This is a genomic window from Bradyrhizobium sp. CCH5-F6, assembly GCF_001556045.1.
Lineage (GTDB): Bacteria > Pseudomonadota > Alphaproteobacteria > Rhizobiales > Xanthobacteraceae > Bradyrhizobium.
The window spans coordinates 57,824-84,225 of the sequence record NZ_LSIC01000094.1 but is presented as its reverse complement, the minus strand read 5'-3'; the positions used below and the strand labels follow the sequence as shown (position 1 = coordinate 84,225).

Sequence of the window (26,402 nt, the reverse complement as noted above, 5' to 3'; positions counted from 1 at the left end):
ATGGGGTTGTTTTCGCACTTTTTGTTTGAGCGGCCGGACTCAGATGTCGGCGTCGCCCTCGGGGCCGACCGAGGCGATGCGCACCATGTTGGTGGTGCCGGGGATGCCGAGCGGCACGCCGGCGACGATGATGACGCGCTGGCCGGCGCGGACGAAGCCGTCCCGGAACGCGATCTGTCCGGCACGGCTCACCATGTCGTCCTGGTCGCGCGCATCCTCCGCCACCACGCAGTGCACGCCCCAGACCACCGCGAGCCGGCGGCCGGCGTTGATGTTCGGCGTGATCGCCACGATCGGCGGCTTCGGCCGCTCGCGTGCCACCCGCACGGCGGTCGAGCCCGATGAGGTCCAGCAGATCAAGGCCGGAAGATCGAGCGTCTCGGCGATCTGCCGCGCGGCGTCGGCAATGGCGTCGCCCGCGGTGGCTTCCGGCGCGGGGCGCTGCGCGGTGAGCACGGAACGATAAATCGGGTCGCGCTCGACCTCCTCGCCGATGCGGTTCATGGTCGAGACCGCCTCGACCGGGAATTTGCCGGCGGCCGATTCCGCCGACAGCATGATGGCGTCGGCGCCCTCATAGACCGCCGTGGCGACGTCGGAGACCTCGGCGCGGGTTGGCACCGGCGACTGGATCATCGATTCCAGCATCTGGGTCGCGATCACCACCGGCTTGCCGGCGCGGCGCGCCATCCGCGTCATCTGCTTCTGCAGGCTCGGCACGCGCTCGAGCGGCAGTTCGACGCCGAGATCGCCGCGCGCCACCATCAGTGCGTCGGAGGCTTCGAGGATGTCGGCAAGACGGTCGATCGCCTGCGGCTTCTCGATCTTGGCCATGACCGCGGCGCGGCCGCGGATCATCTTCTTGGCTTCGATCACGTCCTCGGCGCGCTGCACGAACGAGAGCGCGATCCAGTCGACGCCGGTGACGAGCGCCGCCTCGAGGTCGGCGCGGTCCTTCGGCGTCATGGCGGAGACCGGCAGGTCGGTGTCGGGCAGGCTGACGCCCTTCCGGTCGCTCATCTTGCCGCCGACCACGACACGCGTCACCGCGTGCTCCTTCGATGTCTCTTCCGCGATCAGCCGTACCTTGCCGTCGTCGAGCAGCAGCGCGTGACCGGGCCGCAGCGCAGCCAGGATCTCCGGATGGGGAAGATGGACGCGGGTGGCATCGCCGGGCGTCTTGTCAGAATCGAGCGTGAAGGTCTGGCCGTTCTGGAGCTGCACCGAGCCTTCGGCGAAGGCCCCCAACCTGAGCTTCGGTCCCTGGAGGTCGACCAGGATGCCGATCGGGCGGCCGTAGCTGCTCTCGACGTTGCGGATCGTCGCCACCAGCTCCCGCATCTTGTCATGCGGTGTGTGGCTCATATTGATGCGGAACAGGTCGGCGCCGGCCTCGAACAGGCGGCGGATCATTGCGAGGTCTGAAGAGGCCGGTCCCAGGGTCGCGAGAATCTTGATACGGCGAAGACGCCTCATGGCTTATTTCCAGGCGGGGGTGGCAGGCCGGGCGAGCCCGGGGGCGTAGCACCGGGCGGGCCATTGGGCAAACCGGGAACCCCACCCGGGCCAACCGGGCCGGGCAAGCCAGGTACGCGTTGTTGTGACGGCTGTTCGTTGGCGTCGGTGAGCTGCACCGTCCAGGCCCGCTGCTCGCCGGTGTCGACCTCGAAATAGCCGGTGCGGTCGTAGCCGCGCGCCAGGCAGTCCTCGGTGCCGCGGATGGTGAATTCCTTGTCGCGCGAGCACATGAAGGCCTGGCCCGACCATTCGCCGCCGCGGTCATAATCGATGGCGTAGATGTAGTAGTAGCGGGCGACCAGCGTGCCCCGCAGCAGCGTCTCGCAGGAGCGGGACGAGATGTTCCACCAGCCCTCGGTGGTCCAGCCCTCGGCGTCCTTGTAGCCGAGCGCAATGCCGACCCGGCTCGAGGTGTTGTTGCAGAGGCGGAAATCGGCGGAGGCCGGGCTGGCATAGAGGCACAGCAGGGCGACTGCCAGCACCGGGACCAACCGGGTGAGCAGGCAAAGCTGGGAGCGGGGAGATTCGGCAATCATTGTCGCGGAAGCTATACCAGATCATTGACGATTTGGCGTAGGGCCGGGGACGCGCCCCGAAGCCTGGCTTTGGCTCGTTTGCGCCGCGATATGGCAAAATCTGTGACAGGCCCCACCTGATCCCGTAAGGGTGACCGCAATCGCGACGGGCCTTGAGGAATACAGCCATGGCAATCGATGACAAAACCAGAACGGAGCTCGAGGCGGCAGCTTTCCGCCGCCTGGTCGACCATTTGAAGACGCGGACGGACGTCCAGAACATCGATCTGATGAATCTGGCGGGCTTCTGCCGCAACTGCCTGTCCAACTGGCTCAAGGACGCCGCCGACGCCCAGGGCGTGCCCTTGAGCAAGGACGAGAGCCGGGAGGCCGTCTACGGCATGCCCTACGAGACGTGGAAGGCGAAGTATCAGGGCACGGCCACGCCCGAGCAGCTCGAGGCGATGAAGAAGGTCCACCCCCGCGGGCATTGAACGGCCCCGATCTCGATCGCCTGAGTCGCACCAGACAACAGCTTTCTTCGCCTCGGCGCAGGAAGGTGTGGGCGCGCTGTGGACGAGCGCGATGCTTGCTTGAACGCAGGTGACGCCAACCCTAAGGGTTCTCCCCAGCACGCGCGGTGAGGATGCCGGCGTCACCTCGTTTTGCCAGTTCCATTGGGAGTACCAAGATGGCCACCTCCGCCGCCGTCCGCGACGACGAGCCCGCGACGAAATTTGCCAAGGACCAGCTCAAATCCATCATCGAGCGTATCGAGCGGCTGGAGGAAGAGAAAAAGGCGATCTCCGACGACATCCGCGACGTCTATGCCGAGAGCAAGGGCAACGGCTACGACGTCAAGGCGCTACGCACCATCGTGCGCCTGCGCAAGCAGGATCCCAACGAGCGCGCCGAGGCCGAGACCATTCTCGAGACCTACATGCAGGCGCTGGGGATGATCTGAAGCCCCGCCGCCAGCCAGCCAGACTCGGCTACAATCGGCGGGTTGCACCTCCTTCAGATGACCGAGCCGGATCGTGGAGCCGCTGCCGCCCGAGGTGAGCCGTGCCTTCGATGCTCTTCCGGCGCTGATCCGCAAGCGGCTGCTTCAGGTGCGGGCGCTGATCTTCAGCACCGCCGCAGCGCATCAGGAGGTCGGTCGGCTCACTGAAACGCTGAAATGGGGCGAACCCGCTTATCTGACGGAGGAGACGGGCAGCGGCTCCACGATCCGGCTCGGTCATCTGAAGGATTCCGAGCAGGCCGCGGTTCTCTTCAATTGCAGGACGGCGCTGGTCGATGCGTTTCGCGAGCGCTTTCCCGATCAGTTCGAGTTCCGGCAGACGCGGGCGCTCTTGTTGCCCGTATCAGGCAAGCTACCGAAGCAGGAACTCACCGTCTGCCTGTCGCTGGCGCTGACGTATCATTTGGATCCGCGGGCCCGCAAAGCGAAACAGACTTCGCGGCGATGAGACGGAGTTTCCTCGGGAAGAGGAAGAATCAGCGCAGCGCGGCGGTGCGCACGACGAAGGACGTCGTCTCCAGCTTCGCGGTGGCGCTGCCCGAGAAGCTGTCGCAGGACAGGCCCTGCATCGGATCGTCGACGAAGCCCATCGCGATCACGGACCGCGGCTTGACGAAATAGGCACGCAGCGCAACCGTGTCGAGCTCGCCCATCAGCGTCACTGACATCGCGCGGCTGGCGCTCGGCGACAGCATCACGATCTTGAGCCAGATGCTCTCGCCCTTGGCCGCGGAGAGGCGGGTGGCGGTTGCGATCCTGCCGTCGATGCTCTTGCCGACGACCGTGTTGATCTCGGTTGCCTGCGCAAGATGGCGCGAGGCGGGCCGGGCAGAGCGCGGGATCGGCGCGGAGGCGGCGACGACATTGGCGCGGTCGACCGGGGAGGCGGCGGGCGCGTAAGCCAGCGCCTGGAAGGCTGCGTTGGACACGCTCGCGGTTGGCTGAGGATCGGTGGCTGCGGCCAGCGCCTGGCGCGCCTTCAATGCTGCGACCTGCGCCGGCGTCGCCTGCTGCGGCGCGGCCGGCACGTCATCCCAGAAGCCGCGGGCATTGATGATGTCGGCCGGGGTCTCCAGCTTGCCATCAACAGACTTGCCGGCCGCCGGCTTGTCGGCCACGGGCTTCGGCTTGGGCAGCGCGACGATCTGCGCGTCGGCCGAAGCGAGCTGGAGGGTTGCGGCCATTTGCGGCTTGGCGCGCGGCGTCGGCACCGGCTCGGCGGGCTTGGCAGCGGCTGCGACCACGGTCGGCGCCGCCGGCTTCGCAGCCGTCGCGGGCGCGCCCTCATCATCCTCGTCGCTGCTCGCGGCGGGAGCCGACTTGCTCTTGAACAGAGCCGCAAAGAAATTCGGCTTGCTGCCGGCATCGTCGCCGCTGCCGCGCCGCTCGATCTCGGCCTTGGCGAGCTCATAGTTCTTCAGCGGAACGCCATCGGTCGGAAGATGCACAGTCTTTCCATCCGGGAAGACACGGGCGAGCTGGTCATGCGTCATGCGCGGCCAGTGCCGGACGCTGCCGGTATCCAGATGGACGAAGGGCGAGCCGGAGGTCGGATAGAAACCGACGCCGCCGCGCTGGAGGCGCAGGCCGGCGAAGCGGATCTGCTCCAGCGGCACGCCCGGAATGTAGAAATCCATCGCATGTCCCAGCATGTGCTGGCTGGAGCGCGCCACACCGGAGGAGCGGCGGCGGAGCATGGCGTTGGTGGCGGGGGAGCGATAGGAGGAAATGATCTGGATCGGCTGCTTGCCGTCGACGTCGCGATAGACTTCCCAGAGGATGTCGAAGAGGCGACGGTCCATGACCGTCTCCTCCTGGGTGCGCCAGTCGCGCAGGAAACGATTGAGTTGTTTCAGCGCCGTTTCGTCGTAGCGGCCGTCGCGCTTGAAGGTGACGGTGAGGTCTTCGCCGGAATGGGTGTGGTGGAAGGAGAGCGTCTTGGTCTCGTTCAGCGCGGCCGCGTCATGAACCGAACCCGCGGCAGCAAGCAGCAATGCGGCAGCAAGACCGATTCTGGATCCGGCCTTCACTCCCGCATGGGACAACGACAGCACAGCGAATTTGCGTGCGAGACCAGTCAGCACGTATGAGCCCACCCAGTCGACGAGCGTTCAATGGACTCTCCCGCCAACCCCGTTAGCGCGCGAAAGAGGATGAACGCTTTCTTAAAGCGAGAAGGTTAATTTGAGGTTGACCTTCTCGCCCCCAAACCAAGTCAGAATGCAATCCTAAGCGGTTGACTGTGGCTAAAAAAAGCCCGCTGCCCGGACACTGGTGGAGAATGGTTAACGTTAAACGACCCCATCCAGGGGATGGGGTCGTTGATTTCATTGCAGAATTTCAGGCAATCAGGAGCCGGTGCCTCAGCGGGTGAACACCCGCTGTTGCTGCGGCCGGCGGCCGACCGGCGCCGGCGGCGGGGATGGCGCCCCGAACAGCCGCTCGAAGAAGTTCGGACCGGACGAGCCGAAGCCGCCGCCATTGTTGGCCACCGCGACGCCGGAGGGCAGCGTCGTCGCCGGTCGCGAATAGCTCGGCTGGGAGTGCGCGACGATGTTCTCGAGGTCCTTGCCGCGGCTGTTCTTCAGGATGTTGATCATGGCAGCGTCGCGGCCATAGATGTCCTTGCGGAATTGCAGCTTGCCGGCGTCATCCACGAACGCGGTCTGATAGGTGATGTTCACCGGGATCGCCGTCGGGAATTTCAGGTCGATCTCGCTCTTGCCGTACATGCTGCGGATGCGCTCCGGCGTGTACTTCTCGGTTGGCATGACGATATTGAGCAGCACGGAGGCGTACTGATCCGGATTCTGCACGCGCATGCAGCCATGGCTGAACGCTCGCTCGTCCCTGGCGAACAGGTGCTTGTCCGGCGTGTCGTGCTGATAGACCAGGAACTTGTTCGGGAAATTGAAGCGGATGCGGCCAAGCGCGTTGGCTTCGCCGGGCGGCTGCGAGATGTGCACCGAGCCGTCGCGGTTCTGCTCGAGCCTCAGACCCATCCGCTGGAGCACGGTCGGGTCCTGCTGCAGCGCCGGCAGGTACTCGTTGTAGACGATCGACGGCGGCACGTTCCAGGTCGGGTTGACCGTGATGTACTTCATCGTTTCGGTGAGGAGCGGGGTGGCATGCTTGCCGGGCTTGCCGGTCACGACGCGGGTGGTCCAGACCTGCTGCCCGCGCTGCATCACCTTCAATGTAAAATCGGGAACGTTGAGGATGACATAAGCATCTCCCAGCGAAGGCGCGCCGAGGTCGCGCGGCAGCCAGCGCCAGCGCTCCATGTTGACCAGCACCACGTCGATCTGCTTGTCGCGCTTCGGAGTGTTGAGCGCCTTGACGGTCTTGTCGTCGAGGATACCGGTCGCCTTCATCTCGGCGCCGCTCTGGAACTTGCGCACGGCTTCGGCGACCGCCGCGTCGTAGCGGGTGTCGCTGGCATTCTCGGCGAGGCCGAGCTTGGCGCGGAGCTGCGGCACGCGCGGATCTTCCACGACGATTTCAGCCTGCTTCTTGCTGGCCGGGGTGTATTTCAGCGCCGGACCGTCGGCGATCTCGATCACCGGGCCATTGCCCTGGCCGCGCAGCTCGGCGAGCTTGGCCTTCAGCTCCTTGTAGAGCTTGTGCGGCGGGTTGTAGCTGTCGAGCGCTGCGGAGGCGTCAGCCGCGGTCGTGACCTTGGCGAGCACCTCGTTGGGGTCGACCGGATGTTCGGGATAGAGAATGTCGCCGCTGACCTGCGACCAGTGCATGCGGCCGCTCTGTGCATGGCGCGCATAGTCGAACATGCTGGCGGTGAGCTTGAGCTCGGCGTCGGCCAGCGCGTCGGGCGTGGTGGCGGCGGCGAAATCCGGCACCGGATAGTCGGCGGGATTGAGGCCATCGGAGGCCGCGTCCTTCAGCCGTGCGATCACGCCCTTGGCCGCAGCAGTCACGTTGCCGCCCTGCGTCCAGACCGGCGCGAAATCGCGCGCGCCGTAGAACTTCTCGATCGCCGCGCGCTCGTTCTTGCGGTCGAAATGGCGCGAGGTCTTGGCGCCGATGATGTCCTTGAGCTTGTCTGCGACCGGCTGGTCGGCGGCGGGCACGTTGCTCGCAGCCTTCACCGGTTCGGAGGCGGGAGCCGCTGCAGCCGCAGGCGCCGTCGGAGCTGCCGGCGTGGCGGTCGCGGTATCGGCCTTGGCAGGCTCGGTCTTTGCAGCCTCGGTCTTGGCCGTCTCGCTCTTCGGGGCTTCAGGCGCGGGTGTGGTGGCGACGTCGGACGGCTTGGTCTCGACCTTGTCCGGAGCTGGCGCGGCGTCCGCCTTGAGCGGCTGCCTCGCCGTTTCCTTCGCGGAATCCTGCACCGTCGCGGTGGTGTCGAGCTTGATGTCGGCTGCCGTCGGGGGCGGGACGTTTGCCGGCTCGGGGCGCGGGATCGCGGCTTCGATCGCGAGCTCGGCGGCGCTGCTGCGCGCCTGATCCTGCGCCAGGGCCGAGCTGGCCGACACCGTGAGGAAGGTCGCCGCGACCGTCATCAAGACACGGTCAAAGCCCGCACGGTGGTTCAAACAGTCACGCATTGTGTCGCACCCCTCGGGTGAGCTGTCCCTCGTGGAACAGCTTCGTTATCGCCTATTGATGAGCTTCGGCTAAACTGCGCCGGCCTCTCGAAAGTTGCACGCCTGCACGCAACGATTCCTACGCAGACGATATACAGGCCCCGATTTTGCAGCCAGCGCTACCCGGGACAACTCACGACAAACTGACTTCAAGGGAGCCTCTTGGCAACGGATTGTGCGCTTCAGCCACGCGCTTTTCCCTGTGTCTGTCACTTCCCGGTCACGGTTCAAATGGCAGTCGAATTCTGTCGTCCTGCTAACGGCTTACAGCCATCTCGCGCCGTCGCCCGAACCTCCGTTCGCACCAGGCTCAATGCGTCTCCTCACCGCTTTTGCCGCCATGTCCGGGAACCCCGGCTTCGTCGAGTTTGCGGTACAGCGTTGACCGGCCGATCTTGAGGCGCCGGGCCACTTCGGACATCTGCCCGCGATAGTGCGAGATCGCGAAACGGATGATCTCGTTCTCCATCTCCTCCAGCGGGCGGACATCTCCGGTCGCAGTGAGCATGGCGAGAGTTCCCACGGCGGGGAGTGGTGCGATTGGTATATCATTACCTGACACCATTGAAGGCGTTGCCGCCGGCTCCAGCATCAGCGGGGCTGTCGGAATGTCCGTGACGGCATGCGGCTGCGAGGCGAGCAGAGGGAAATCGCCAGGGCCGAGCTGATCGCCCTCGCTCATCACTACGGCGCGATAGACCGCATTCTCGAGCTGGCGGATGTTGCCGGGCCAGTCGAGCTGGGCAAGCTGCGCCACCGCTTCGCCGCTGATGCCGGAGATGGGGCGGTTCTCCTCGGCGGCAAAGCGCACCAGGAAATGCCTGAGCAGGTGCGGGATATCCTCGCGCCGGGCCCGCAGCGAGGGGATCGTGAGCGGCAGCACGTGCAGGCGATAGAACAGGTCTTCCCGGAAATGTCCCTGTTTCACCCGCTCCAGCAGCTTGCGATTGGTTGCCGAGATGATGCGGACGTCGACCTTGACCGGCTTGCGGCCGCCGACGGCCTCCACGGCCCCTTCCTGCAGCGCGCGCAGCAGCTTGACCTGCGCGGTCAGCGGCAGCTCGCTGACTTCGTCCAGAAACAGCGTGCCGCCGTGAGCCTCGACAAACTTGCCCATGTGCCGCTCGGTCGCGCCGGTGAAGGCGCCCTTCTCGTGGCCGAACAGGATGGACTCGACGAGATTGTCGGGGATCGCGCCGCAATTGACCGCGACGAAGGGCTTGGCCTTGCGCTCGCCGCTGCCATGGATGGCGCGCGCGAACATCTCCTTGCCGACGCCGGACTCGCCCTCGATGAGCACGGGGATCGACGAACCTGCCGCCTTCTGCGCGGCGCGCATCACCGGAGCCATCGCCTCGGCGCGGGTGATGATGTCGGCGAAGCTCAGCCGTCCCTCGCGGCTGTGACGGATGCGCTGCAATTCGCCCTTGAGGGCGGAGGTGTTGAGCGCGTTGCGCAAGGAGACCTGGAGCCGCTCCACGCCGACCGGCTTGACGACGAAATCGGCCGCGCCCGCGCGCATCGCCGAGATCACGTTGTCGATGCCGCCATGGGCGGTCTGCACGATGACGGGGATGCTCAGGCCCGCTTCGCGGATCTTCGCCAATACGCCCATGCCGTCGAGGCCGGGCATCACGAGATCGAGGATGACGGCGTCGATGGCCGGTGCGTCGGGGGCGGTGAGGGTGGCAATCGCGGCGTCGCCGGAGTCCACGACGACCGTCTCATAGCCGCATTTCTGCACCATGTTCTCGACCAACCGGCGGGCTACAGCGTCGTCGTCGGCGATCAAAATACTGGCAGCCATGGTGTTCCCCGCACGCTACTACTATCTGTCTCGAATCGGGGCACTCTGGCCGAAGCCGATTAACGCATGCTTAAGCCTTGATGCCCCCGCCCGCCGTCGCGATTGTTGAACACAGGTTTCCCACACAATGACTTCGCGCTCCAAGACTGCCGTCACCAGGACTGCTCTCACAAAGTCTGCCCTCAAGAAATCTGCTCTCCGCAAGCCAGCCACCAAGACATCCGCAGCCGCAAAATCTGCCGCCAAGAAATCTCTCCCCAAGGCAAGTCACTCCAAATCTTCTCACTCAAAGTCTTCGCCGGCAAAGCCTGCGAGCAAGGTCGGCAGACTTCCGGAGTGGAACCTGGCCGATCTCTATTCCGGGATCGATGCGCCCGAAGTGGCGCGCGATCTCGAAAAGATGGATGCCGACTGCGTCGCCTTCGAGACGGACTACAAGGGCAAGCTCGCGACAGGGACAGCAAACGAAGATGGCGGAAAATGGCTCGCCGAGGCCGTGCGACGCTATGAGGCGATCGACGATCTCGCCGGCCGTCTCGGCTCCTATGCCGGCCTCGTCCATGCCGGAGACAGCATGGATCCCGCGATTTCAAAGTTTTACGGCGACGTGTCCGAGCGCCTGACGGCGGCGTCCACGCATCTGTTGTTTTTCGCGCTCGAGCTCAACCGGATCGATGACGATATTTTGAACCGCGCGATGCAGGCGGCCGAACTCGCCTACTACCGTCCGTGGATCGAAGACTTGCGCAAGGAGAAGCCGTACCAGCTCGACGACAAGCTCGAGCAGCTCTTCCTGGAAAAGGCGCAGACCGGCTATTCCGCCTTCAATCGCCTGTTCGACCAGACCATCTCCGGTCTGCGCTTCAAGGTCGGATCCAAGGAGCTCGCGATCGAGCCGACGCTCAATCTGCTGCAGGACCGCGACGGCGCCAAACGCAAGGCCGCAGCGGAGGCGCTGGCCAAGACTTTCAAGGCCAATGAGCGCACCTTTGCACTGATCACCAACACGCTCGCCAAGGACAAGGACATCTCCGACCGCTGGCGCGGCTTCAAGGACGTGGCGGATTCCCGGCACCTCAACAACCGCGTCGAGCGCGAGGTGGTGGACGCGCTGGTCGCCTCGGTGCGCGCGGCCTATCCGAAGCTGTCGCATCGCTATTATGCGCTGAAGGCGAAATGGTTCGGCAGGAAGCGGCTGGCCTATTGGGACCGCAACGCGCCGCTGCCCTTTGCGGCGACCGACGTCATTGGCTGGCCCGATGCACGCAACATGGTGCTGACGGCCTATCGCGGTTTCTCGCCTGAGATGGCCGATATCGCCGAGCGCTTCTTCACCGATCGCTGGATCGACGCGCCAGTGCGGCCGGGCAAGGTGCCGGGCGCGTTCTCGCATCCGACCACACCGTCCGCGCATCCCTATGTGCTGATGAACTACCAGGGCAAGCCGCGCGACGTGATGACGCTCGCCCATGAGCTCGGCCATGGTGTGCACCAGGTACTGGCCGCGAAGAACGGCGCGCTGATGGCGCCGACGCCGCTGACGCTGGCCGAGACCGCGAGCGTGTTCGGTGAGATGCTCACCTTCCGGCGGCTGCTCGCCCAGACCAAGAGCGTAAAGCAGCGCCAGGCGCTGCTGGCCGGCAAGGTCGAGGACATGATCAACACCGTGGTGCGGCAGATCGCGTTCTATTCCTTCGAGCGCGCGGTCCACACCGAGCGCAAGAATGGCGAGCTCACCGCGGCGCGGCTCGGCGAGATCTGGCTGTCGGTGCAGGGCGAGAGCCTGGGACCGGCAATCGAGATCAAGGCGGGCTACGAGAACTACTGGATGTACATCCCGCATTTCATCCATTCGCCGTTCTACGTCTACGCCTATGCGTTCGGCGACTGCCTCGTGAACTCGCTGTACGCCGTCTACGAGAACGCGGCCGAGGGCTTTGCCGAGCGCTATCTCGACATGCTCGCCGCCGGTGGCACCAAGCATTATTCCGAGCTGCTACGGCCGTTCGGGCTGGATGCCAAGGACCCGAAGTTCTGGGACGGCGGGCTCAGCGTCATCGCCGGCATGATCGACGAACTGGAGGCGATGGGCTGACGCACGCGCCGACGCGAGTAAAACATCTGTTGAACTGGGCCCCTCGGGATGTTATACACATGTATAACGTGCTGGAGCAGCCATGAAAATCGAGATCAAGAAGATCGGCAATTCGGACGGGCTGCTGCTGCCGCGCGAACTAATGCAGCGGCTCGATCTCAAGCGCGGGCAGCAATTGCATATCGTCGAATTGCCCGGCGGCGGTTTCCAGGCGTTGCCCTACGATCCGGATTTCGAGCGGACGATGGAAATCGCCGACGAGATCATGGACAAGTATCGCGACACGCTCGCTACGCTCGCAAAATAGCTGGCTGACCGGATGAGCGAGCCTCAAGAGCCGCTGTGGATCAGCCATGAGCAGGCTGTCGCAATTCACAGCCGCCAGCTTCGCCGTTTTGGCGGTGCGCCGGGGCTAAGCGATGACGGCATGCTGCGATCGGCGCTGGACCGGCCGATCAACAAATGGCGCTACCAGCGGGCTCCGCTGGATGAACTCGCCGCAGCCTACGCGTTTGGTCTCGCGAAGAACCCTGCATTCGTCGATGGAAACAAGCGCATTGCCTTCATTGCGATGATGGTCTTCCTGCACAAGAACGGCGCGGCCTTCAGTCCCGATCCTGCGGAGGCGACGGCCATCATCCTCTCACTTGCTGCTGGCGAAGTCAGCGAGGAGAGCCTGACGCGCTGGATCCGCGACAATTGGGATTCCAAATGAGCCGATTTGCGGGAAAACCCCGCCTGCGTGCCGTTGCCCTGCCCGAAGCTTTGCGGTATTGCCAGCCGAGAATTCGACTTTCGACTGGGGACGATCCATGGCTGACCATAGCGAAGTGGCCTACACCACGGCCGACGGCAACGACTACGTTGCCCACGAGCAGACCTATGAGGGCTTCATCAAGCTGGTGAAGTATGGCACGGTCTCGGTCGCGCTCATCGTGATCCTGATGGCGATCTTCCTCACCTGATCCATCGCCTGCCGCACCGCCAGCGCCGTCGGTGCCCATAAAATTTGCATCTAAGCCGGATTGAAAACCGGTATCCAACGTTGCGGGAGTAACGCTAAGTTCGCGTGCGCGCTTTTCCCGCGTCGCCGGAGGGCCCATGAAGATCGCCGTTGCCAAGGAAATCGATCCGTCGGAGCCGCGTGTCGCCGCTTCGCCTGATACGGTGAAGAAGTTTAGGGCGTTGGGCGCCGAGATCGCCGTCGAGCCGGGCGCCGGCCTCAAGTCGGGGCTGCCGGATTCGGAATTCACCGCCGCGGGCGCCACCGTCAGCGCCGATGCGCTCAAGGACGCCGACATCGTCATCAAGGTGAAGCGTCCCGAGGCGTCCGAGCTCGCGCAGTACAAGCGCGGCGCGCTCGTCATCGCCATCATGGACCCCTATGGCAACGAGGCCGCGTTGAAGACGATGGCCGACGCCGGGGTCTCCGCTTTTGCTATGGAATTGATGCCGCGCATCACGCGCGCGCAGGTGATGGACGTGCTGTCGTCGCAGGCGAATCTCGCCGGCTACCGCGCCGTGATCGAGGGCGCCGAGGCCTTCGGCCGCGCCTTCCCGATGATGATGACCGCGGCAGGCACGGTGCCCGCCGCCAAGGTGTTCGTGATGGGCGTCGGCGTCGCCGGCCTGCAGGCGATTGCGACCGCACGCCGTCTCGGTGCCGTCGTGACCGCGACCGACGTTCGCCCGGCGACCAAGGAGCAGGTCGAATCCCTCGGCGCGAAATTCCTCGCCGTCGAGGACGAGGAGTTCAAGAACGCGCAGACCGCCGGCGGCTACGCCAAGGAAATGTCGAGGGAGTACCAGGCCAAGCAGGCCGCGCTCACCGCCGAGCACATCAAGAAGCAGGACATCGTGATCACGACCGCGCTGATTCCCGGCCGGCCCGCGCCGAAGCTCGTCACCGCCGAGATGGTCAGGTCGATGAAGCCGGGTTCGGTGCTGGTCGATCTCGCCGTCGAGCGCGGCGGCAATGTCGAGGGTGCGAAGCCGGGCGAGGTCGTCGATCTCGATGGCATCAAGATCGTCGGCTACACCAACGTCGCCGGCCGCGTCGCGGCCTCGGCCTCCAGCCTCTACGCACGCAATCTGTTCTCCTTCATCGAGACCATGGTCGACAAGAAGGAGAAGAAGCTCGCCGTCAACTGGGACGACGAACTGGTCAAGGCCACCGCGCTGACGAAAGACGGCGCCGTGATCCATCCGAACTTCCAGCCCAAATCAACTTAATCGGGTTTAAGGAGAGCCGCCATGGAGCATGCAGCACAGCTCGTCGACCCCTTCATCTTCCAGCTGTCGATCTTCGTCCTCGCCGTCTTCGTCGGCTATTTCGTGGTGTGGTCGGTGACGCCGGCGCTGCATACGCCGCTGATGAGCGTGACCAACGCGATCTCCTCGGTGATCGTGGTCGGCGCGCTGCTCGCGGTGGGTGTCGGCATGGTTTCGAGCGGCTCGGGCTGGGCGCGCGGCTTCGGCTTCGTCGCGCTCGTCTTCGCCTGCGTGAACATTTTCGGCGGCTTCCTCGTCACCCAGCGCATGCTGGCGATGTACAAGAAGAAGTCGAAGTGAGCGGCCACCTCGGGCTGAAGGGATCAATGGGGACCTGAGATGAGCGCCAATCTCTCTGCATTCTTGTATCTCGTGGCGGGGGTGCTGTTCATCCTGTCGCTGCGCGGGCTGTCGAGCCCGGCGACGTCGCGCCAGGGCAATCTGTTCGGCATGATCGGCATGGCGATCGCGGTCGTAACCACGCTCGCAAGCCATCCGCCGGCCGACGGCGTGGCGTGGATCCTGGTCATCCTAGCGGTGGCGATCGGCGGCGGACTCGGCGCGGTGATTGCCCGCCGCGTGCCGATGACCTCGATGCCGGAACTGGTCGCCGCCTTCCACTCGCTGGTCGGCATGGCCGCGGTGCTGGTCGCTGCCGGCGCGTTCTATGCGCCCGAGGCCTTCGGCATCGGTACCCCCGGCAACATCCATCCGCAGAGCCTGATCGAGATGTCGCTCGGCGTCGCCATCGGCGCGCTGACCTTCACCGGCTCGGTGATCGCGTTCCTGAAGCTGTCCGCGCGGATGAGCGGTGCGCCGATCCTCCTGCCGTTCCGCCACATCATCAACATCGCGCTGGCCCTGGCGCTGGTATTCTTCATCGTCGGCCTCGTGCTGTCGGGCAGCGCGTTCGACTTCTGGATGATCGTCATCCTCGCGCTGGCGCTCGGCGTGCTCATGATCATCCCGATCGGCGGCGCCGACATGCCGGTCGTGATCTCGATGCTGAACTCCTATTCCGGCTGGGCCGCCGCCGGCATCGGCTTCACGCTCGGCAATTCCGCGCTGATCATCACCGGCGCGCTGGTCGGCTCCTCGGGCGCGATCCTGTCCTACATCATGTGCCACGCGATGAACCGGTCCTTTATCTCGGTCATCCTCGGCGGCTTCGGCGGCGAGACCGCCGCGGCCGGCGGCGGCACGGGCGAGCAGAAGCCGGCCAAGCTCGGCTCGGCCGACGACGCCGCCTTCATCATGAAGAACGCCTCCAAGGTCATCATTGTGCCCGGTTACGGCATGGCGGTGGCGCAGGCCCAGCATGCGCTGCGCGAGATGGCCGACGTCCTCAAGAAGGAAGGCGTCGAGGTGAAATACGCCATTCACCCGGTCGCCGGACGCATGCCCGGCCACATGAACGTGCTGCTCGCGGAAGCCAACGTACCCTATGACGAGGTCTTCGAGCTCGAGGACATCAACTCAGAATTCGCGCAGGCCGACATCGCCTTCGTGATCGGCGCCAACGACGTCACCAACCCGGCGGCCGAAGAGGACAAGACCTCGCCGATCTACGGCATGCCGGTGCTCCAGGTCTGGAAGGCCGGCACCGTGATGTTCATCAAGCGCTCGCTCGCCTCCGGCTATGCCGGCATCGACAATCCGCTGTTCTATCGCGACAACACGATGATGCTGCTCGGCGACGCCAAGAAGGTCACCGAGAACATCGTCAAGGCGATGTAGCGCGCGAGGGGGATCGTGGCCATCAACAAGGAATGGCACCGGTCCCATCTCATGCCGCCCAGGGCGACGCGCGCGCAGCGCGTCGAATGGCACGCCGCCCACAAGGCGGCGTGCGGCTGCCGCGAGGTCCCGGCGAGCCTCCGGCCCGATGTCATGAAATTGCTGCGCCGGCGCAAGCCCTGAGCCGGAGACCGGCCGCGCAATGATGACCATCGTCAAGTGGACCGCCATCGTGCTGGTGACCGTCTATTGCGTCGGTCTCCTCGTGCTGTATGCGCGCCAACGCGAGATGCTGTTTCCGATTCCGCCCGTCGGCCGCACCGCCCCCGCCGCCGCGGGCCTGCCCGAGGCGGAGGAGCATGTCCTGACCACGTCGGACGGCGAGAAGGTCATCGCATGGCACGTGCCCGCGAAGCCTGGCCGTCCCGTGATCCTGTATTTTCCGGGCAACGGCGACTATCTCGCCGGTCGCATCAGCCGCTTCAAGGCAATGACGGCCGACGGCACCGGCCTCGTCGCGCTGTCCTATCGCGGCTATGCCGGTTCGAGCGGGGCGCCGAGCGAACAGGGGCTGCTGAGCGATGCTGCGGCCGCTTATGCTTTCACCACTGCGCGCTATGAAGCGGAGCGCATCGTCGCGTGGGGCTTCTCTCTGGGAACGGGCGTGGGCGTTGCCATCGCCTCGGAGCACCGCGTTGGAAAACTCATCCTGGAGGCGCCCTATACATCGACGGCCGACATTGCGGTTTCGTCGTTCTGGTTTGTTCCGGTCCGCCTCCTGATGCGCGATCTCTTTCATTCGGACCAGCGCATCGCGCGCGTCACGGTGCCGCTGCTCGTCATGCATGGCACCAATGATCTTGCCATTCCGATCGCGTTCGGAGAGCGTCTGTTCGCACTCGCCCATGAGCCCAAGCGGTTCATTCGCATGGTGGGCGGCGGGCACGACGATCTCGATCAATATGGCGCAATCGAAGCGGCGAGAGATTTCATTGGCAGTTGACAGTTCATTTGCACGTTGCGGTTCCGCGCTCGCCGTCTTCTGCTTGACGCTTCTGCCCCAGAATGCGCTCGCAGCGACCGCGCTCGATGGTGCTGCGATGCGCTGGCCCTATGCGCTGCCCTTTGCTGGGCTCCTGCTCTCGATCGCAATGGGGCCGCTGCTGTTCCCCAGGATCTGGCATCATCACTACGGCAAGATCACCGCGGCCTGGGCGCTGCTGGCACTCGCTGCGCTCGTCGTCTTTGCCGGGAGCACGGCGACGCTGGCGGCGCTCGTCCATGCCGTGCTCGCCGAATATCTCGGCTTCATCGTGCTGCTGTTCTCGCTTTATGTCGTGGCCGGCGGCATTCTGATCACCGGCGACATCAGGGCCACCCCGGCGACCAATTTTGGCATCCTCGCGCTCGGCACATTGGGGGCGAGCATCGTCGGCACCACGGGTGCCGCGATGATCCTGATCCGTCCCCTGATCCGCGCCAACCGGCCGCGTCGGCACAACGTCCATGTCGTCATCTTCTTCATCATCCTCGTCGCCAATGTCGGGGGTGCGCTGAGCCCGCTCGGCGATCCCCCGCTGTTCGTCGGCTTCCTGCACGGCGTCGACTTCTTCTGGACCACGCGGACCATCTGGTTGCAGACCGTCATCGTGGCCGGACTGCTGCTGGCCATCTTCGTCGCCATCGACGTCTGGCGATTCCGCAGCGAGCCGCCGGCCGTAGATACAGGTCGCGCGGAGCCGCTGCGCATTCGCGGCCTGGTGAATCTCGTGCTGATCGCGGCCATCGTGGCGAGCCTCCTCGCGTCGGCGATGTGGACGTCCGGCATCGCGTTCGACATCTTGGGCACCAAGCTGGAGCTGGAGGACGTCCTGCGCAATCTTGCGCTGCTGGCCATCGCCGCGCTGTCGGTGTGGCTGACGCCCGACGAGCACAGGCAGGCCAACGGCTTTACCTGGGAGCCGATCCGCGAGGTCGCAAAGCTGTTCGCGGGCATTTTCGTCGCCATCATCCCGGTCATTGCCATGCTCAATGCCGGCCATCAGGGCGCCTTCGCCTGGCTGTTGTCGGCGGTGACGGCGCCGGACGGCGCGCCGCGCGATGTCGCCTATTTCTGGTTCACCGGCCTGATGTCCGCGTTCCTCGACAATGCGCCGACCTATCTCCTGTTCTTCGAGCTTGCCGGCGGCGACCCGCAGGTGCTGATGCACGAGCTCTCGGGCACGCTTGCCTCGATCTCCATGGGGGCCGTCTACATGGGGGCGCTCACCTATATCGGCAATGCGCCGAACTTCATGGTGAGCAGCATTGCCAGCGAGAGCGGCATCAAGATGCCGAGCTTCTTCGGCTATTTCTTGCGCGCCGGCGCCGTGCTGATCCCGCTGTTCCTGCTGCTGACGCTGCTGCCGGTGGCGCCGATCCTGCACTGGCATTGAATATCGCGCCTGATTTGCTACTGCTCGTTCAAGCAAATGGAAGTGGTGGATGAGCGCGCATAGTCCGATGCCCCGGTCGGCCTGGATCTTCCCGGGGCTGGCCGTGCTGTTGTTCGCAGCCGTCGGCGCGACGGACTACGTGTTCACGCTGTCGCTCGGCGGGCTCGCCTTCGCCGTCGTCCTCCTGGTCGTCCTGTTCGGCACCGTGTTCGCCGCGGTTCACCATGCCGAAGTGATCGCGGAGCGGGTCGGCGAACCCTACGGAACACTGGTGCTGACGCTCTCGGTGACCATCATCGAGGTGGCGCTGATCACCACGATCATGCTGGGCGACAAGCCCGCGCCGGCACTGGCGCGCGACACCGTGTTCGCCGTGGTCATGATCGTCTGCAACGGCCTCGTCGGCCTCTGCATCTTTATCGGTGGCCTGCGCTATCGCGAGCAGGGCTTTCAGCTCTCCGGCGCCAACGTCTATCTCAGCGTCCTGTTCGCGCTCGCGACCATCACGCTGGTCCTGCCGAACTACACCACCACCACGCCCGGCCCGGTCTATTCCGCGGTTCAGCTCGGCTTCGTCGACGTGGTCACGCTCGCGTTGTACGGGGTGTTTCTCTACACCCAGACCGTCCTGCACAAGGACTACTTCGTCCACGATCGGGGAGACGGCGGCAGCGGCGAGGCGCATCTGTCGGGCAGGATGCTGGCGCTCAGCGTCGTGCTGCTGCTGGTTGCGCTCTTGGCGGTCGTGCTGCTCGCCAAGAAATTCTCGCTGGTCGTCGACGCCGTCGCGGCCAAGATCGGCGCGCCGCCGGCCTTCACCGGACTTCTGGTCGCGCTGCTGATTCTGATGCCGGAAGGTCTTGCGGCCGTGTCGGCGGCCCGCAAGAACGACCTCCAGAAGAGCATCAACCTCGCGCTGGGGTCCTCGCTGGCGACCATCGGGCTGACCATTCCGGCCGTCGGCATCGCCACCTACGCGCTCGACAAGGAACTCGAGCTCGGTCTCAACGCCCAGGGCAGCGTGCTTTTGCTGCTGACCTTCCTCCTCAGCATGCTGACCTTCGGCACGGGCAGGACCAATGTCCTGTTCGGGCTGGTCCATATGGTGGTATTTGCCGTCTACGTATTCATGGTGTTCGTGCCCTAGGGGAATTCCGATGCTTGCTGCCAATTCCGAAATTCAGGTCGACAATGAACAGGTCCGGGTGACGGAATGGCGCCTTCCGCCCGGCAGCGCGACCGGGCATCACACCCACGGGATGGACTATGTGATTGTTCCGGTCGTCGCCGGCGAGATGACCATCGTGGCGCCCAATGGCGAACGGTCCAAGGCGCAGCTCGCTGCCGGGAAATCCTACTTCCGCAAGGCCGGCGTTCAGCATGACGTGCTTAACGAAACCTCAACTGAGATCGTGTTCCTTGAAATCGAGCTGAAACCGTAGGTTGGCGTACCTGTCTGCCATCGATCCGTCGCAGTTGATCCCTCACAATGCCCTAAAGTTCCCGCATCAGATCGCGCGGGGAGTGGCCGAGAAATGCTGAAATACCTCGCTAAAATCTCGATGGATATTTTCCCCTCGGTGCTCGCGACGATCATCGGGGCTTACATCGTCAATCATTACATCAACGCCAAGCCCGCGGCTGACGCCCCCGCGGCCGTGGTTGCGCCCGCCGATGCCGGCCAGAACGGCAAGCCTGCTGATGTCGCCAACCTTCCTGCGCCCGGCGTCAAGGCCAAGGGCATCTCCGAGAAGAGCGTGACCGACAAGCCGGCGCCGGACAGGGCGGCCGATCATCACCAGCCGGTCGCCGAGCCCAAGGGGACTGAGAAAGCTGCCGAGAAGGCTCCGGACGTGGCGCCGGCCGAGACCCGCTCCAAGCCGTCCGCCCGCGAAAAGGCGGTCGCCAAGTCCACGCCGACGTCCACCCCCGCCGGCAACGCGCCTGCTTCCGCCGCCCCTGTGGTCGAGGCCAATTCGGCGCCAGCTGCCGCGGCTCCGGCCGCAACCCCTGATGCCAACGACCTCGCACGTGCTGCGATCGAGCGCCTGCGCAAGTCGCCCGAAGGCAGAGCCGCCGAGGTCAAATCCTCGGAAACCAAGCCGTCCGAGGTGAGGTCCTCCGATGCGAAGCCAGCCGAGAGGCCGGCGGAGCCTGCGGTGCGGGAGGCCGCCCGCACGCCGGAGACCCCGCGGGTCGTTGCTGTAGAGCCGTCCCCGGTCCGTCCGCTGCCGCCGCCGATCACGGTTTCGACCCCTTCACCTGAGGTCTATGGCAACGGTGGCGCCAATCCGCCGTACACTGCCTCGATCGGCAGCGACGATCCGAATCGGGTGACGCCACCGGCCGACATTCCCGTGCCGGTCATAGCGCCACCACTCGATCTGCGTGCCGATGCCGGTGCCACCATGCCGCGGCCGAAGAAGACGAACGTCGCCGACGAGATGCTGTCGGGCATGAAGTCGATGTTCAACGCCGTTCTGCCGAAGAGCGCCACCCCCGATTGAGACTTGCGCGCTGCGCCAATCCTCAGCCGCCGACGCGGGCGAGGCCGCTGCGGGCGGCGTCATCGCGTGGGCGAAGCGCGACGGCCCTGGTGTAGGACGCCGCCGCCTTGGCCCTATCGCCCAGCCGCTCATAGACCTGTCCGCGCGCGATCCAGACCTGGGCGTTGTGCGGATCGGCCTCCGAGGCTTCATCGAGATCGGCTGCGGCTTCCTTGACCTTGCCGAGTGCGAGATAGCTGTTGGCGCGGCCGAGCAACGGCTCGACCTTTTGCGGGTTGAGCCCGCTCGCGGCGGTGAAATCGGCGATCGCGAAGTCGTGCTGGTTGTTGCCTTGGTAGATCAGGGCCCGGCCGTAAAGTGCCTGCGCATTGTAGGGATCGAGCCCGACTGCGCGATTGAACTCATCGAGCGCTGCCGCGGTCGCGCCTGATTTGGCCAGGGACTGGGCCTTCGCCGTGTGGGCCTGAGCTTCGTTGACGTTGCCGGCGCTCACCGCGCTCTCGGCCGGCGCGGCGGCCTTGGGTTTTTCCGGGAGCAGCGATCCCAGATCGAAGGAGCAGCCGCCCAGTGCGATCCCCATCAAGGCCAAGGCGAGCGGCTGCTGCCAGATCCGGCGTCGTCGGGCCAGGCCGCGCTGAGGGAAAGGGGAAGCCATCTACGGTTCGCTCGCGCCGGTGCCGCATCGGTAGTGCCCCGTCCCAGGAAGGCACCGTTCACAAACAATAACGCGGGCCAGGGGCCCGCGTCATCGAAAACTGAACTCTTGCTAAATGCCGGACGATCAGCGCGGTGCGCGCGGACCCGCGCCCGGGCCGCCACGACCACCGCGATCGCCGCCGGGACCGGCGCCGAACACCGGCTTCGGCTTCATCGGCAGCAGGCCTTCGCGCTGCAGCTTCTTGCGGGCCAGCTTGCGCGCGCGGCGCACGGCTTCGGCCTTTTCGCGGGCCTTCTTCTCGGAGGGCTTCTCGTAATGACCGCGGAGCTTCATCTCGCGGAAAATCCCCTCGCGCTGCATCTTCTTCTTCAGCGCCTTGAGAGCTTGATCAACATTGTTATCGCGAACGAGAACCTGCACGCGGCATCCTCTTTAGGTGGATCGGATTTGAATTCTGGTAAGACGAAGGGGATGGCGAAACGCGCAAGCCCTTAACCTTGAGCGCGCGGATGTATCAGACAAAACCTCGGATGTCCACCGCCCAAGCGGGATTTCGGGCCAAGTTCGGCCATTAAATGCGGCGAAAGTATCTCCGTATGGCCCCGATTTGGGCGGTTCGACGCCGATGGCGGGGCCGCGACCGGAGCTTCGTTCCGGAATCTTTGCAAAAAGGGGACCCTAATGGACATGAAAAAATACGCTGCCGAAGCCATCGGCACCTTCTGGCTCACATTCGCGGGCTGCGGCAGCGCAGTCATCGCCGCCGGCTTCCCTCAGGTCGGCATCGGCCTTGTCGGCGTCTCCTTCGCCTTCGGACTGAGCGTGGTCACCATGGCCTATGCGATCGGTCACATTTCGGGGTGCCATCTCAATCCGGCCGTCACCGTCGGTCTCGCCGCGGGCGGCCGTTTTCCTGCGGGGCAGGTCCTCCCTTACGTGATCGCACAGGTGGCGGGCGCGATCGTCGCCGCCTGGCTCCTCTATGTCATCGCGAGCGGGGCGCCCGGATTCGATGTCGCCAAGGGCTTTGCCTCCAACGGCTATGACGCGCATTCGCCCGGTCAGTACAGCATGATCGCGTGCTTCCTGACCGAGGTCGTGATGACCATGATGTTCCTGTTCATCATCATGGGCGCCACGCACGGCCGGGCGCCGGCGGGCTTCGCACCGCTCGCGATCGGGCTCGCGCTGGTGATGATCCATCTCGTCAGCATCCCCGTCACAAACACCTCCGTGAACCCGGCGCGCAGCACGGGCCCGGCACTGTTCGTCGGCGGCTGGGCGCTCGCGCAGCTCTGGATGTTCTGGGTTGCACCGCTGATCGGCGGCGCGCTGGGCGGGGTGATCTATCGCTGGCTCAGCGAGGAGCCCGCCGGCGTCGTCGCAGGTGTGAAGACGGCGTGATCGCAAGGCGGGATCGCAGGCCGACGCCGCGGTCCCGCTACTTGCGTGTGGTGGGGCGCACTTCGGTGACGTGGCCCATCTTGCGGCCTGGGCGCGGCGCGCCCTTGCCGTAGATGTGCACGGTCGCGCCCGGCACGCTCAGCCACTTTTCGTAATCGTTGATCTCGTCGCCGATCAGATTGGTCATGGTGACGATTTCGCCGTGGCGCACGGGCTTGGCGAGCGGCCAGCCGGCGATGGCGCGGATATGCTGCTCGAACTGCGAGACGGAGGCGCCATCGAGCGTCCAGTGCCCGGAATTGTGCACGCGCGGGGCGATCTCGTTGACCAGCACCTTCGGTCCGGTGCCGTTGGCGAGCACGAACATCTCGACGGCGAGCACGCCGACATAGTCGAGCGCGTCTGCGATCTTTCCGGCGATGCTGCGCGCTTCCTCGGCGAGCGCGTCCGGGATCGGCGCAGGCGCGCGCGATATCTTCAGGATGTGGTCGCGGTGCTCGTTCTCGGTGACGTCGAAACACTCGACCTGTCCAGCGGCCGAGCGCGCGGCGACCACGGATATCTCGCGTTCGAACGGTACAAAGGCCTCCAGGATCGCCGATTTGGTGGCGAGGCTGGTCCACACCTTGGCGATGTCGTCGCCCTCGCGGATGATGGCCTGACCCTTGCCGTCATAGCCGAAGCGGCGGGTCTTGAGCACGGCCGGGAGGCCGATTCTGGCGATCGCCTCGCGCAGCGAGGAGACGGAGGTGACGTCGGCATAGGCGGCCGTGCCGATGCCGAGCCGGGTGACGAAATCCTTTTCCGCGAGCCGGTCCTGGGTGGTCTCGAGGATCTTGCGGTTGGGCAGCACCGGGCGGCGCGCATCCAGCACCATCGCGGCGGCCGACGGCACGTTCTCGAATTCGTAGGTGATGACGTCGACGTCGTTGGCGAACAGCTCGAGCGCCTCGACGTCGGCATATTCGGCGCAAGTGGCGTTCAGCACGACGTCGAAGGCGGGCGAATCCGGATCGGGCGAGAACACCTGGCAGCGCAGGCCGAGCCGCGCCGCCGCCATGGCAAGCATCCGCCCCAATTGTCCGCCGCCGAGGATTCCGATGGTGTCACCGGGCTTCAGCTTCACGTGCCTGGTGTCAGTCACGCCTTGTCCTCCGGGCGTTCGGCAACAGCCTCAGTCTGCGCCTTGCGCCATGCGGCGAGGCGGTCGGACAAGGCCGGGTCGGACAATGCCAGCACGGCGGCCGCCAGCAGCGCGGCGTTGATCGCGCCGGCCTTGCCGATGGCGAGGGTGCCGACCGGGATGCCGGCGGGCATCTGGACGATCGAATAGAGCGAATCGACCCCCTTGAGGGTCTTGGATTCGACGGGAACCCCAAAGACCGGAAGTTCCGTCAGCGCTGCCGCCATGCCGGGAAGATGTGCGGCGCCACCGGCGCCCGCGATGATGACCTTGTAACCCGCGGCCTTGGCGCCCCTGGCGAAAGCAAACAGCCGGTCGGGGGTGCGGTGTGCCGAGACGATGCGGCTGTCGGCGGCAATGCCGAGCGCGTCAAGCGTGTCGGCGGCATGCCGCATCGTGTCCCAGTCCGACTGGCTTCCCATGATGATGGCGATCGGCGCGGTCATGAGGTCAATTTTGCCCGGAAAAACAGAAAGATAGGCCAGATTAACGGGTCCGGCCGGCGGATCGCAAGGCGGTGGCAAGGAGAAGGGAATCCACTATCCTGTCTTGGTGAATCCCCGCAAGCCTTCATTGAGCAGGATGCCCATGAAGAAACCGAAAAGGGCGACCGCTGCGAAGGCCAAAAAGGGCCGGACGACCGGCGCCGGCCGATCCAAGGCCCCTGCCAAGCCGCTGACCAGGCGTCCGGCGAAGCCCACGCGGCGCGCCGCGGCGGGCGACGATCGAGCCAAGGAAAGCGTCAGGGCGACAATCCGGAGCTTGCGCGCCAAGCTCAAGGAGGCGCAGCGCCGGATCGCGGAACTGGAAGCTGCGGCCGACACCGATTTTCTGCTCGAGATTCCCAACCGGCGCGGCTTCGAGCGCGAGCTCGCGCGCGCCATCGCCTATATGAAGCGCTACCGCGCCAGCGGGGCGCTGATCGTGCTCGACGTCGACCGCCTGAAGCCGATCAACGATTCCTTCGGCCACGCCGCCGGCGACGAGGTGCTCAAGGCGATCGTCGCCACGCTGACGCGGCAGGTTCGTGCCTCCGACGTGGTCGGCCGGCTCGGCGGCGACGAGTTCGCGCTGCTGCTCTGGAATCTCAGCGAGACCGACGCCAAGGCGAAGGCCGCGACCTTCGAGCAGGCGATCGACGAACTGTCTTTCGTTTTTCGTGGGGAATCCGTGGCCGCCGGCGCCTCCGCCGGCGTCGCGCTGCTCGGTCCACACTCCGACCCAGCCCGCGCCCTGGAAGAGGCCGATGCCGCAATGTACGTGCGCAAGGCGCGACGCCGGCACGAGCCGCGTATCAGGCTGGTCGGCAGCGAGCGTTAGAGGGTCGCGAGATCTTCGGGCACGTTGCCGAACTTGCGCAGCAGCGTCGCATCGCCGAATTCGCCGGTCATGGGGTCGCCGCTGCGGCTGAACGCGACTGCGCCGATATGGCCCGCGCCGCGCGCCAAAATCTCGGCGCGTCGTAGCGCCGCCGTCGAGGACTGACACTCCTCCGCCGCGCCAGCGACGGCCGATCCGTCGGCGTCGATAAAAAAGGGCATTGCAACGTAGTAGGTCACATCCGACATGGCGTTGCTCCGATCTTGAAAATCAGGCGGCGCTGCTCTTGCTCCGCATCCTGCTGCGCGAGGTCTCCGGAATGCAACCGGCGGAAATCGCCGCCTGCAGCTCCTCCAGCTCGGCTTCCAGATATTCGTTGGCCATGATCAGCGCCTTGATAGTGCTGCGCAGATTGCCGTCGCACATCGCGATCGCCTGATCGCAGGCCTGTTCATAGTGGCGGTTGTCGAGAAGGGGCGTTGCCGACATCTGCGTTGTCCTCGTGTCCTTGCTGGGCGCTTTCTGAGGCGTCGCAGAATGTTCCTATTTTGTTCTTATGGAGTCAAGCGGATTCAGGTGGGGTGAAGCCGCGGCGAAGGCCGGCTCACGATCAGGCGATGATGTCGGGGGTAATCTGGTCTTCGATGAACGCGATGCGGTCACGCAACAACAGCTTGCGCTTCTTCAGCCGCTGTAAGCGCAACAGGTCGGGTGCGGGCGATTGATGCAATGCATCGATCGCTGCGTCGAGATCTCGGTGTTCCTGCTGCAACCGGGTGAGCTCGGCTTCGAGCTCACGCTCATCTTCATTGGTCATGTCTGCGGTGGCCGAAAACCGATAGGCGTGAATCTGGGCTGTGGATGCCCTGTGGAAATTATCGTCCTTGCGCAGCGTGATCGCAAGCGATCTGCGGTCCTCGCTCGCCGGTCTCCCGCAACATATTTCTGCAGGCTGGTGCGGCGTTGCGCGGGAGTATTGATATCATGGAATTTTCCCGAGCGGTTCCCTTTAAGTCACGCTTCGTTACATATGAAATTTCAAAAATGACACTGCGACGACGGATACCCATCGACAGAACGAATCGGTGATGTAGACTTCCTTGTCCGGATCGAATCCTGAGGTTCAACCCTACCGAGGAGGTTTCGAATGACAATTCAGGCACATCTCGTTGAATTGGAACGGAAGCACAAACTTCTGGAAAACGAACTGCACGATGCTCTCGTGCACCTTTCAACGGACGACCTGCAAATTGTTGAGTTGAAGCGCCGGAAGTTGATGGTCAAGGACCAGATCGAGCGTCTGAAGCACAGCGACACGCTCCACTAG

At 64.9% G+C, this 26,402-nt stretch carries 31 protein-coding genes; 19 read left to right on the top strand and 12 right to left on the bottom strand.

All coding sequences use genetic code 11. From position 1 onward, the window contains the following. Positions 1-39 precede the first annotated feature (39 nt). Together pyk and AX729_RS16860 are read right to left on the bottom strand one after the other, a co-directional pair. Positions 40-1,476, bottom strand: coding sequence for a pyruvate kinase (pyk, locus tag AX729_RS16865; protein WP_061024967.1), 1,437 nt, complete (start codon positions 1,474-1,476; stop codon positions 40-42). Then, entirely contained in the window at positions 1,473-2,054 is a 582-nt protein-coding gene (locus AX729_RS16860) for a DUF1036 domain-containing protein (protein ID WP_061024965.1), read from the bottom strand. The genes pyk and AX729_RS16860 overlap by 4 nt, the downstream gene beginning before the upstream one ends. 167 nt (positions 2,055-2,221) lie before the next feature. On the opposite strand from AX729_RS16860, the gene AX729_RS16855 reads away from it, so the two are divergent. The 3 genes from AX729_RS16855 to AX729_RS16845 all read left to right on the top strand — a co-directional run bounded on the left by AX729_RS16855 (position 2,222) and on the right by AX729_RS16845 (position 3,505). Beyond that, entirely contained in the window at positions 2,222-2,527 is a 306-nt protein-coding gene (locus AX729_RS16855) for a DUF1244 domain-containing protein (protein ID WP_061024963.1), read from the top strand. Between the two features lie 197 nt (positions 2,528-2,724). Beyond that, positions 2,725-2,997 carry a DUF2312 domain-containing protein gene (locus AX729_RS16850; RefSeq protein ID WP_008546273.1) on the top strand — a complete coding sequence of 91 codons (273 nt, stop codon included), beginning with the start codon at positions 2,725-2,727 and terminating at the stop codon, positions 2,995-2,997. A gap of 70 nt (positions 2,998-3,067) precedes the next feature. After that, positions 3,068-3,505 carry a DUF1801 domain-containing protein gene (locus AX729_RS16845; RefSeq protein ID WP_061024961.1) on the top strand — a complete coding sequence of 146 codons (438 nt, stop codon included), beginning with the start codon at positions 3,068-3,070 and terminating at the stop codon, positions 3,503-3,505. A gap of 28 nt (positions 3,506-3,533) precedes the next feature. Here AX729_RS16845 and mepK read toward each other — a convergent pair whose 3' ends face one another. From mepK to AX729_RS16830, 3 genes are all read right to left on the bottom strand, one after another. Next, on the bottom strand, positions 3,534-5,141 hold the full coding sequence (mepK, locus tag AX729_RS16840; RefSeq protein ID WP_245325230.1) for a peptidoglycan L,D-endopeptidase MepK: 1,608 nt from the start codon (positions 5,139-5,141) through the stop codon (positions 3,534-3,536). 279 nt (positions 5,142-5,420) lie between these two features. After that, on the bottom strand, positions 5,421-7,619 hold the full coding sequence (locus AX729_RS16835; protein WP_061024957.1) for a L,D-transpeptidase family protein: 2,199 nt from the start codon (positions 7,617-7,619) through the stop codon (positions 5,421-5,423). 349 nt (positions 7,620-7,968) lie between these two features. Beyond that, positions 7,969-9,465: a sigma-54-dependent transcriptional regulator gene (locus AX729_RS16830; RefSeq protein ID WP_061024955.1), complete on the bottom strand. Its 1,497-nt coding sequence runs from the start codon at positions 9,463-9,465 to the stop codon at positions 7,969-7,971. 127 nt (positions 9,466-9,592) lie between these two features. Here AX729_RS16830 and AX729_RS16825 point away from each other — a divergent pair, with 127 nt between their 5' ends. The 13 genes from AX729_RS16825 to AX729_RS16770 all read left to right on the top strand — a co-directional run bounded on the left by AX729_RS16825 (position 9,593) and on the right by AX729_RS16770 (position 20,510). Beyond that, the gene (locus AX729_RS16825; RefSeq protein WP_061024953.1) at positions 9,593-11,560 is read left to right on the top strand and encodes a M3 family oligoendopeptidase; all 1,968 of its coding nucleotides are present in this window, start codon (positions 9,593-9,595) and stop codon (positions 11,558-11,560) included. A gap of 82 nt (positions 11,561-11,642) precedes the next feature. Then, entirely contained in the window at positions 11,643-11,867 is a 225-nt protein-coding gene (locus tag AX729_RS16820) for an AbrB/MazE/SpoVT family DNA-binding domain-containing protein (protein WP_061024951.1), read from the top strand. 12 nt (positions 11,868-11,879) lie between these two features. Continuing rightward, the gene (locus AX729_RS16815; protein WP_082770456.1) at positions 11,880-12,275 is read left to right on the top strand and encodes a type II toxin-antitoxin system death-on-curing family toxin; all 396 of its coding nucleotides are present in this window, start codon (positions 11,880-11,882) and stop codon (positions 12,273-12,275) included. Positions 12,276-12,372: 97 nt separating this feature from the next. Beyond that, a complete protein-coding gene (locus AX729_RS16810) occupies positions 12,373-12,525 on the top strand; it encodes an aa3-type cytochrome c oxidase subunit IV (protein ID WP_008546229.1) in 153 nt (50 codons plus the stop codon). A gap of 136 nt (positions 12,526-12,661) precedes the next feature. Then, a complete protein-coding gene (locus AX729_RS16805; RefSeq protein WP_061024949.1) occupies positions 12,662-13,792 on the top strand; it encodes a Re/Si-specific NAD(P)(+) transhydrogenase subunit alpha in 1,131 nt (376 codons plus the stop codon). Positions 13,793-13,813: 21 nt separating this feature from the next. Beyond that, a complete protein-coding gene (locus tag AX729_RS16800; RefSeq protein WP_061024947.1) occupies positions 13,814-14,131 on the top strand; it encodes a proton-translocating transhydrogenase family protein in 318 nt (105 codons plus the stop codon). Positions 14,132-14,170: 39 nt separating this feature from the next. After that, positions 14,171-15,568, top strand: coding sequence for an NAD(P)(+) transhydrogenase (Re/Si-specific) subunit beta (locus AX729_RS16795; RefSeq protein ID WP_061024946.1), 1,398 nt, complete (start codon positions 14,171-14,173; stop codon positions 15,566-15,568). A 15-nt stretch (positions 15,569-15,583) separates the two neighbouring features. Then, positions 15,584-15,751, top strand: coding sequence for a hypothetical protein (locus tag AX729_RS40500; RefSeq protein ID WP_197433610.1), 168 nt, complete (start codon positions 15,584-15,586; stop codon positions 15,749-15,751). 22 nt (positions 15,752-15,773) lie between these two features. Then, the gene (locus tag AX729_RS16790) at positions 15,774-16,571 is read left to right on the top strand and encodes an alpha/beta hydrolase (RefSeq protein ID WP_061024943.1); all 798 of its coding nucleotides are present in this window, start codon (positions 15,774-15,776) and stop codon (positions 16,569-16,571) included. 97 nt (positions 16,572-16,668) lie between these two features. Then, entirely contained in the window at positions 16,669-18,003 is a 1,335-nt protein-coding gene (locus tag AX729_RS16785) for a sodium:proton antiporter (RefSeq protein WP_197433613.1), read from the top strand. Positions 18,004-18,052: 49 nt separating this feature from the next. Next, positions 18,053-19,150, top strand: a complete 1,098-nt coding sequence (locus AX729_RS16780; protein ID WP_061024940.1) for a calcium:cation antiporter — start codon at positions 18,053-18,055, stop codon at positions 19,148-19,150. A 10-nt stretch (positions 19,151-19,160) separates the two neighbouring features. Next, on the top strand, positions 19,161-19,445 hold the full coding sequence (locus AX729_RS16775; RefSeq protein ID WP_061024938.1) for a cupin domain-containing protein: 285 nt from the start codon (positions 19,161-19,163) through the stop codon (positions 19,443-19,445). A 93-nt stretch (positions 19,446-19,538) separates the two neighbouring features. After that, positions 19,539-20,510 (top strand): hypothetical protein, encoded by a 972-nt coding sequence (locus AX729_RS16770; protein WP_061024936.1) that lies wholly within the window; start codon positions 19,539-19,541, stop codon positions 20,508-20,510. Between the two features lie 22 nt (positions 20,511-20,532). Here the strand turns inward: AX729_RS16770 and AX729_RS16765 are convergent, their stop codons facing one another. Then, entirely contained in the window at positions 20,533-21,165 is a 633-nt protein-coding gene (locus tag AX729_RS16765; RefSeq protein WP_061024934.1) for a tetratricopeptide repeat protein, read from the bottom strand. A 126-nt stretch (positions 21,166-21,291) separates the two neighbouring features. After that, positions 21,292-21,588 carry a 30S ribosomal protein S21 gene (gene rpsU / locus AX729_RS16760; protein WP_061024933.1) on the bottom strand — a complete coding sequence of 99 codons (297 nt, stop codon included), beginning with the start codon at positions 21,586-21,588 and terminating at the stop codon, positions 21,292-21,294. Positions 21,589-21,849: 261 nt separating this feature from the next. Here rpsU and aqpZ point away from each other — a divergent pair, with 261 nt between their 5' ends. Further along, positions 21,850-22,572 carry an aquaporin Z gene (gene aqpZ / locus AX729_RS16755; RefSeq protein WP_061024931.1) on the top strand — a complete coding sequence of 241 codons (723 nt, stop codon included), beginning with the start codon at positions 21,850-21,852 and terminating at the stop codon, positions 22,570-22,572. A gap of 37 nt (positions 22,573-22,609) precedes the next feature. Here aqpZ and AX729_RS16750 read toward each other — a convergent pair whose 3' ends face one another. Together AX729_RS16750 and purE are read right to left on the bottom strand one after the other, a co-directional pair. After that, a complete protein-coding gene (locus AX729_RS16750; protein ID WP_061024929.1) occupies positions 22,610-23,716 on the bottom strand; it encodes a 5-(carboxyamino)imidazole ribonucleotide synthase in 1,107 nt (368 codons plus the stop codon). Continuing rightward, positions 23,713-24,201 (bottom strand): 5-(carboxyamino)imidazole ribonucleotide mutase, encoded by a 489-nt coding sequence (purE, locus tag AX729_RS16745; protein WP_061024927.1) that lies wholly within the window; start codon positions 24,199-24,201, stop codon positions 23,713-23,715. The genes AX729_RS16750 and purE overlap by 4 nt, the downstream gene beginning before the upstream one ends. 142 nt (positions 24,202-24,343) lie before the next feature. Here purE and AX729_RS16740 point away from each other — a divergent pair, with 142 nt between their 5' ends. After that, positions 24,344-25,075, top strand: a complete 732-nt coding sequence (locus AX729_RS16740) for a GGDEF domain-containing protein (RefSeq protein WP_082770454.1) — start codon at positions 24,344-24,346, stop codon at positions 25,073-25,075. On the opposite strand, the gene AX729_RS16735 is transcribed toward AX729_RS16740, so the two are convergent. The 3 genes from AX729_RS16735 to AX729_RS16725 form a co-directional block, all read right to left on the bottom strand. After that, positions 25,072-25,323 carry a hypothetical protein gene (locus tag AX729_RS16735; RefSeq protein WP_061024923.1) on the bottom strand — a complete coding sequence of 84 codons (252 nt, stop codon included), beginning with the start codon at positions 25,321-25,323 and terminating at the stop codon, positions 25,072-25,074. The two genes, AX729_RS16740 and AX729_RS16735, sit on opposite strands and share 4 nt — an antisense overlap. A gap of 22 nt (positions 25,324-25,345) precedes the next feature. Next, positions 25,346-25,564, bottom strand: coding sequence for a hypothetical protein (locus tag AX729_RS16730; RefSeq protein WP_061024922.1), 219 nt, complete (start codon positions 25,562-25,564; stop codon positions 25,346-25,348). 121 nt (positions 25,565-25,685) lie between these two features. Next, a complete protein-coding gene (locus tag AX729_RS16725) occupies positions 25,686-25,892 on the bottom strand; it encodes a YdcH family protein (RefSeq protein WP_008546179.1) in 207 nt (68 codons plus the stop codon). 330 nt (positions 25,893-26,222) lie between these two features. Between AX729_RS16725 and AX729_RS16720 the strand changes: the two genes are divergently transcribed. Continuing rightward, the gene (locus AX729_RS16720; RefSeq protein WP_061024920.1) at positions 26,223-26,402 is read left to right on the top strand and encodes a YdcH family protein; all 180 of its coding nucleotides are present in this window, start codon (positions 26,223-26,225) and stop codon (positions 26,400-26,402) included.

What these genes read in the sequence shown, in the direction of transcription:
- pyk (WP_061024967.1), bottom strand. Translation starts at nt 1,476, where the DNA reads ATGAGGCGTCTTCGCCGTATCAAGATTCTCGCGACCCTGGGACCGGCC.
- AX729_RS16860 (WP_061024965.1), bottom strand. Translation starts at nt 2,054, where the DNA reads ATGATTGCCGAATCTCCCCGCTCCCAGCTTTGCCTGCTCACCCGGTTG.
- AX729_RS16855 (WP_061024963.1), top strand. Translation starts at nt 2,222, where the DNA reads ATGGCAATCGATGACAAAACCAGAACGGAGCTCGAGGCGGCAGCTTTC.
- AX729_RS16850 (WP_008546273.1), top strand. Translation starts at nt 2,725, where the DNA reads ATGGCCACCTCCGCCGCCGTCCGCGACGACGAGCCCGCGACGAAATTT.
- AX729_RS16835 (WP_061024957.1), bottom strand. Translation starts at nt 7,619, where the DNA reads ATGCGTGACTGTTTGAACCACCGTGCGGGCTTTGACCGTGTCTTGATG.
- AX729_RS16830 (WP_061024955.1), bottom strand. Translation starts at nt 9,465, where the DNA reads ATGGCTGCCAGTATTTTGATCGCCGACGACGACGCTGTAGCCCGCCGG.
- AX729_RS16825 (WP_061024953.1), top strand. Translation starts at nt 9,593, where the DNA reads ATGACTTCGCGCTCCAAGACTGCCGTCACCAGGACTGCTCTCACAAAG.
- AX729_RS16820 (WP_061024951.1), top strand. Translation starts at nt 11,643, where the DNA reads ATGAAAATCGAGATCAAGAAGATCGGCAATTCGGACGGGCTGCTGCTG.
- AX729_RS16815 (WP_082770456.1), top strand. Translation starts at nt 11,880, where the DNA reads ATGAGCGAGCCTCAAGAGCCGCTGTGGATCAGCCATGAGCAGGCTGTC.
- AX729_RS16810 (WP_008546229.1), top strand. Translation starts at nt 12,373, where the DNA reads ATGGCTGACCATAGCGAAGTGGCCTACACCACGGCCGACGGCAACGAC.
- AX729_RS16805 (WP_061024949.1), top strand. Translation starts at nt 12,662, where the DNA reads ATGAAGATCGCCGTTGCCAAGGAAATCGATCCGTCGGAGCCGCGTGTC.
- AX729_RS16800 (WP_061024947.1), top strand. Translation starts at nt 13,814, where the DNA reads ATGGAGCATGCAGCACAGCTCGTCGACCCCTTCATCTTCCAGCTGTCG.
- AX729_RS16795 (WP_061024946.1), top strand. Translation starts at nt 14,171, where the DNA reads ATGAGCGCCAATCTCTCTGCATTCTTGTATCTCGTGGCGGGGGTGCTG.
- AX729_RS16790 (WP_061024943.1), top strand. Translation starts at nt 15,774, where the DNA reads ATGACCATCGTCAAGTGGACCGCCATCGTGCTGGTGACCGTCTATTGC.
- AX729_RS16785 (WP_197433613.1), top strand. Translation starts at nt 16,669, where the DNA reads ATGCGCTGGCCCTATGCGCTGCCCTTTGCTGGGCTCCTGCTCTCGATC.
- AX729_RS16780 (WP_061024940.1), top strand. Translation starts at nt 18,053, where the DNA reads ATGAGCGCGCATAGTCCGATGCCCCGGTCGGCCTGGATCTTCCCGGGG.
- AX729_RS16775 (WP_061024938.1), top strand. Translation starts at nt 19,161, where the DNA reads ATGCTTGCTGCCAATTCCGAAATTCAGGTCGACAATGAACAGGTCCGG.
- AX729_RS16770 (WP_061024936.1), top strand. Translation starts at nt 19,539, where the DNA reads ATGCTGAAATACCTCGCTAAAATCTCGATGGATATTTTCCCCTCGGTG.
- AX729_RS16765 (WP_061024934.1), bottom strand. Translation starts at nt 21,165, where the DNA reads ATGGCTTCCCCTTTCCCTCAGCGCGGCCTGGCCCGACGACGCCGGATC.
- aqpZ (WP_061024931.1), top strand. Translation starts at nt 21,850, where the DNA reads ATGGACATGAAAAAATACGCTGCCGAAGCCATCGGCACCTTCTGGCTC.
- purE (WP_061024927.1), bottom strand. Translation starts at nt 24,201, where the DNA reads ATGACCGCGCCGATCGCCATCATCATGGGAAGCCAGTCGGACTGGGAC.
- AX729_RS16740 (WP_082770454.1), top strand. Translation starts at nt 24,344, where the DNA reads ATGAAGAAACCGAAAAGGGCGACCGCTGCGAAGGCCAAAAAGGGCCGG.
- AX729_RS16735 (WP_061024923.1), bottom strand. Translation starts at nt 25,323, where the DNA reads ATGTCGGATGTGACCTACTACGTTGCAATGCCCTTTTTTATCGACGCC.
- AX729_RS16730 (WP_061024922.1), bottom strand. Translation starts at nt 25,564, where the DNA reads ATGTCGGCAACGCCCCTTCTCGACAACCGCCACTATGAACAGGCCTGC.
- AX729_RS16725 (WP_008546179.1), bottom strand. Translation starts at nt 25,892, where the DNA reads ATGACCAATGAAGATGAGCGTGAGCTCGAAGCCGAGCTCACCCGGTTG.
- AX729_RS16720 (WP_061024920.1), top strand. Translation starts at nt 26,223, where the DNA reads ATGACAATTCAGGCACATCTCGTTGAATTGGAACGGAAGCACAAACTT.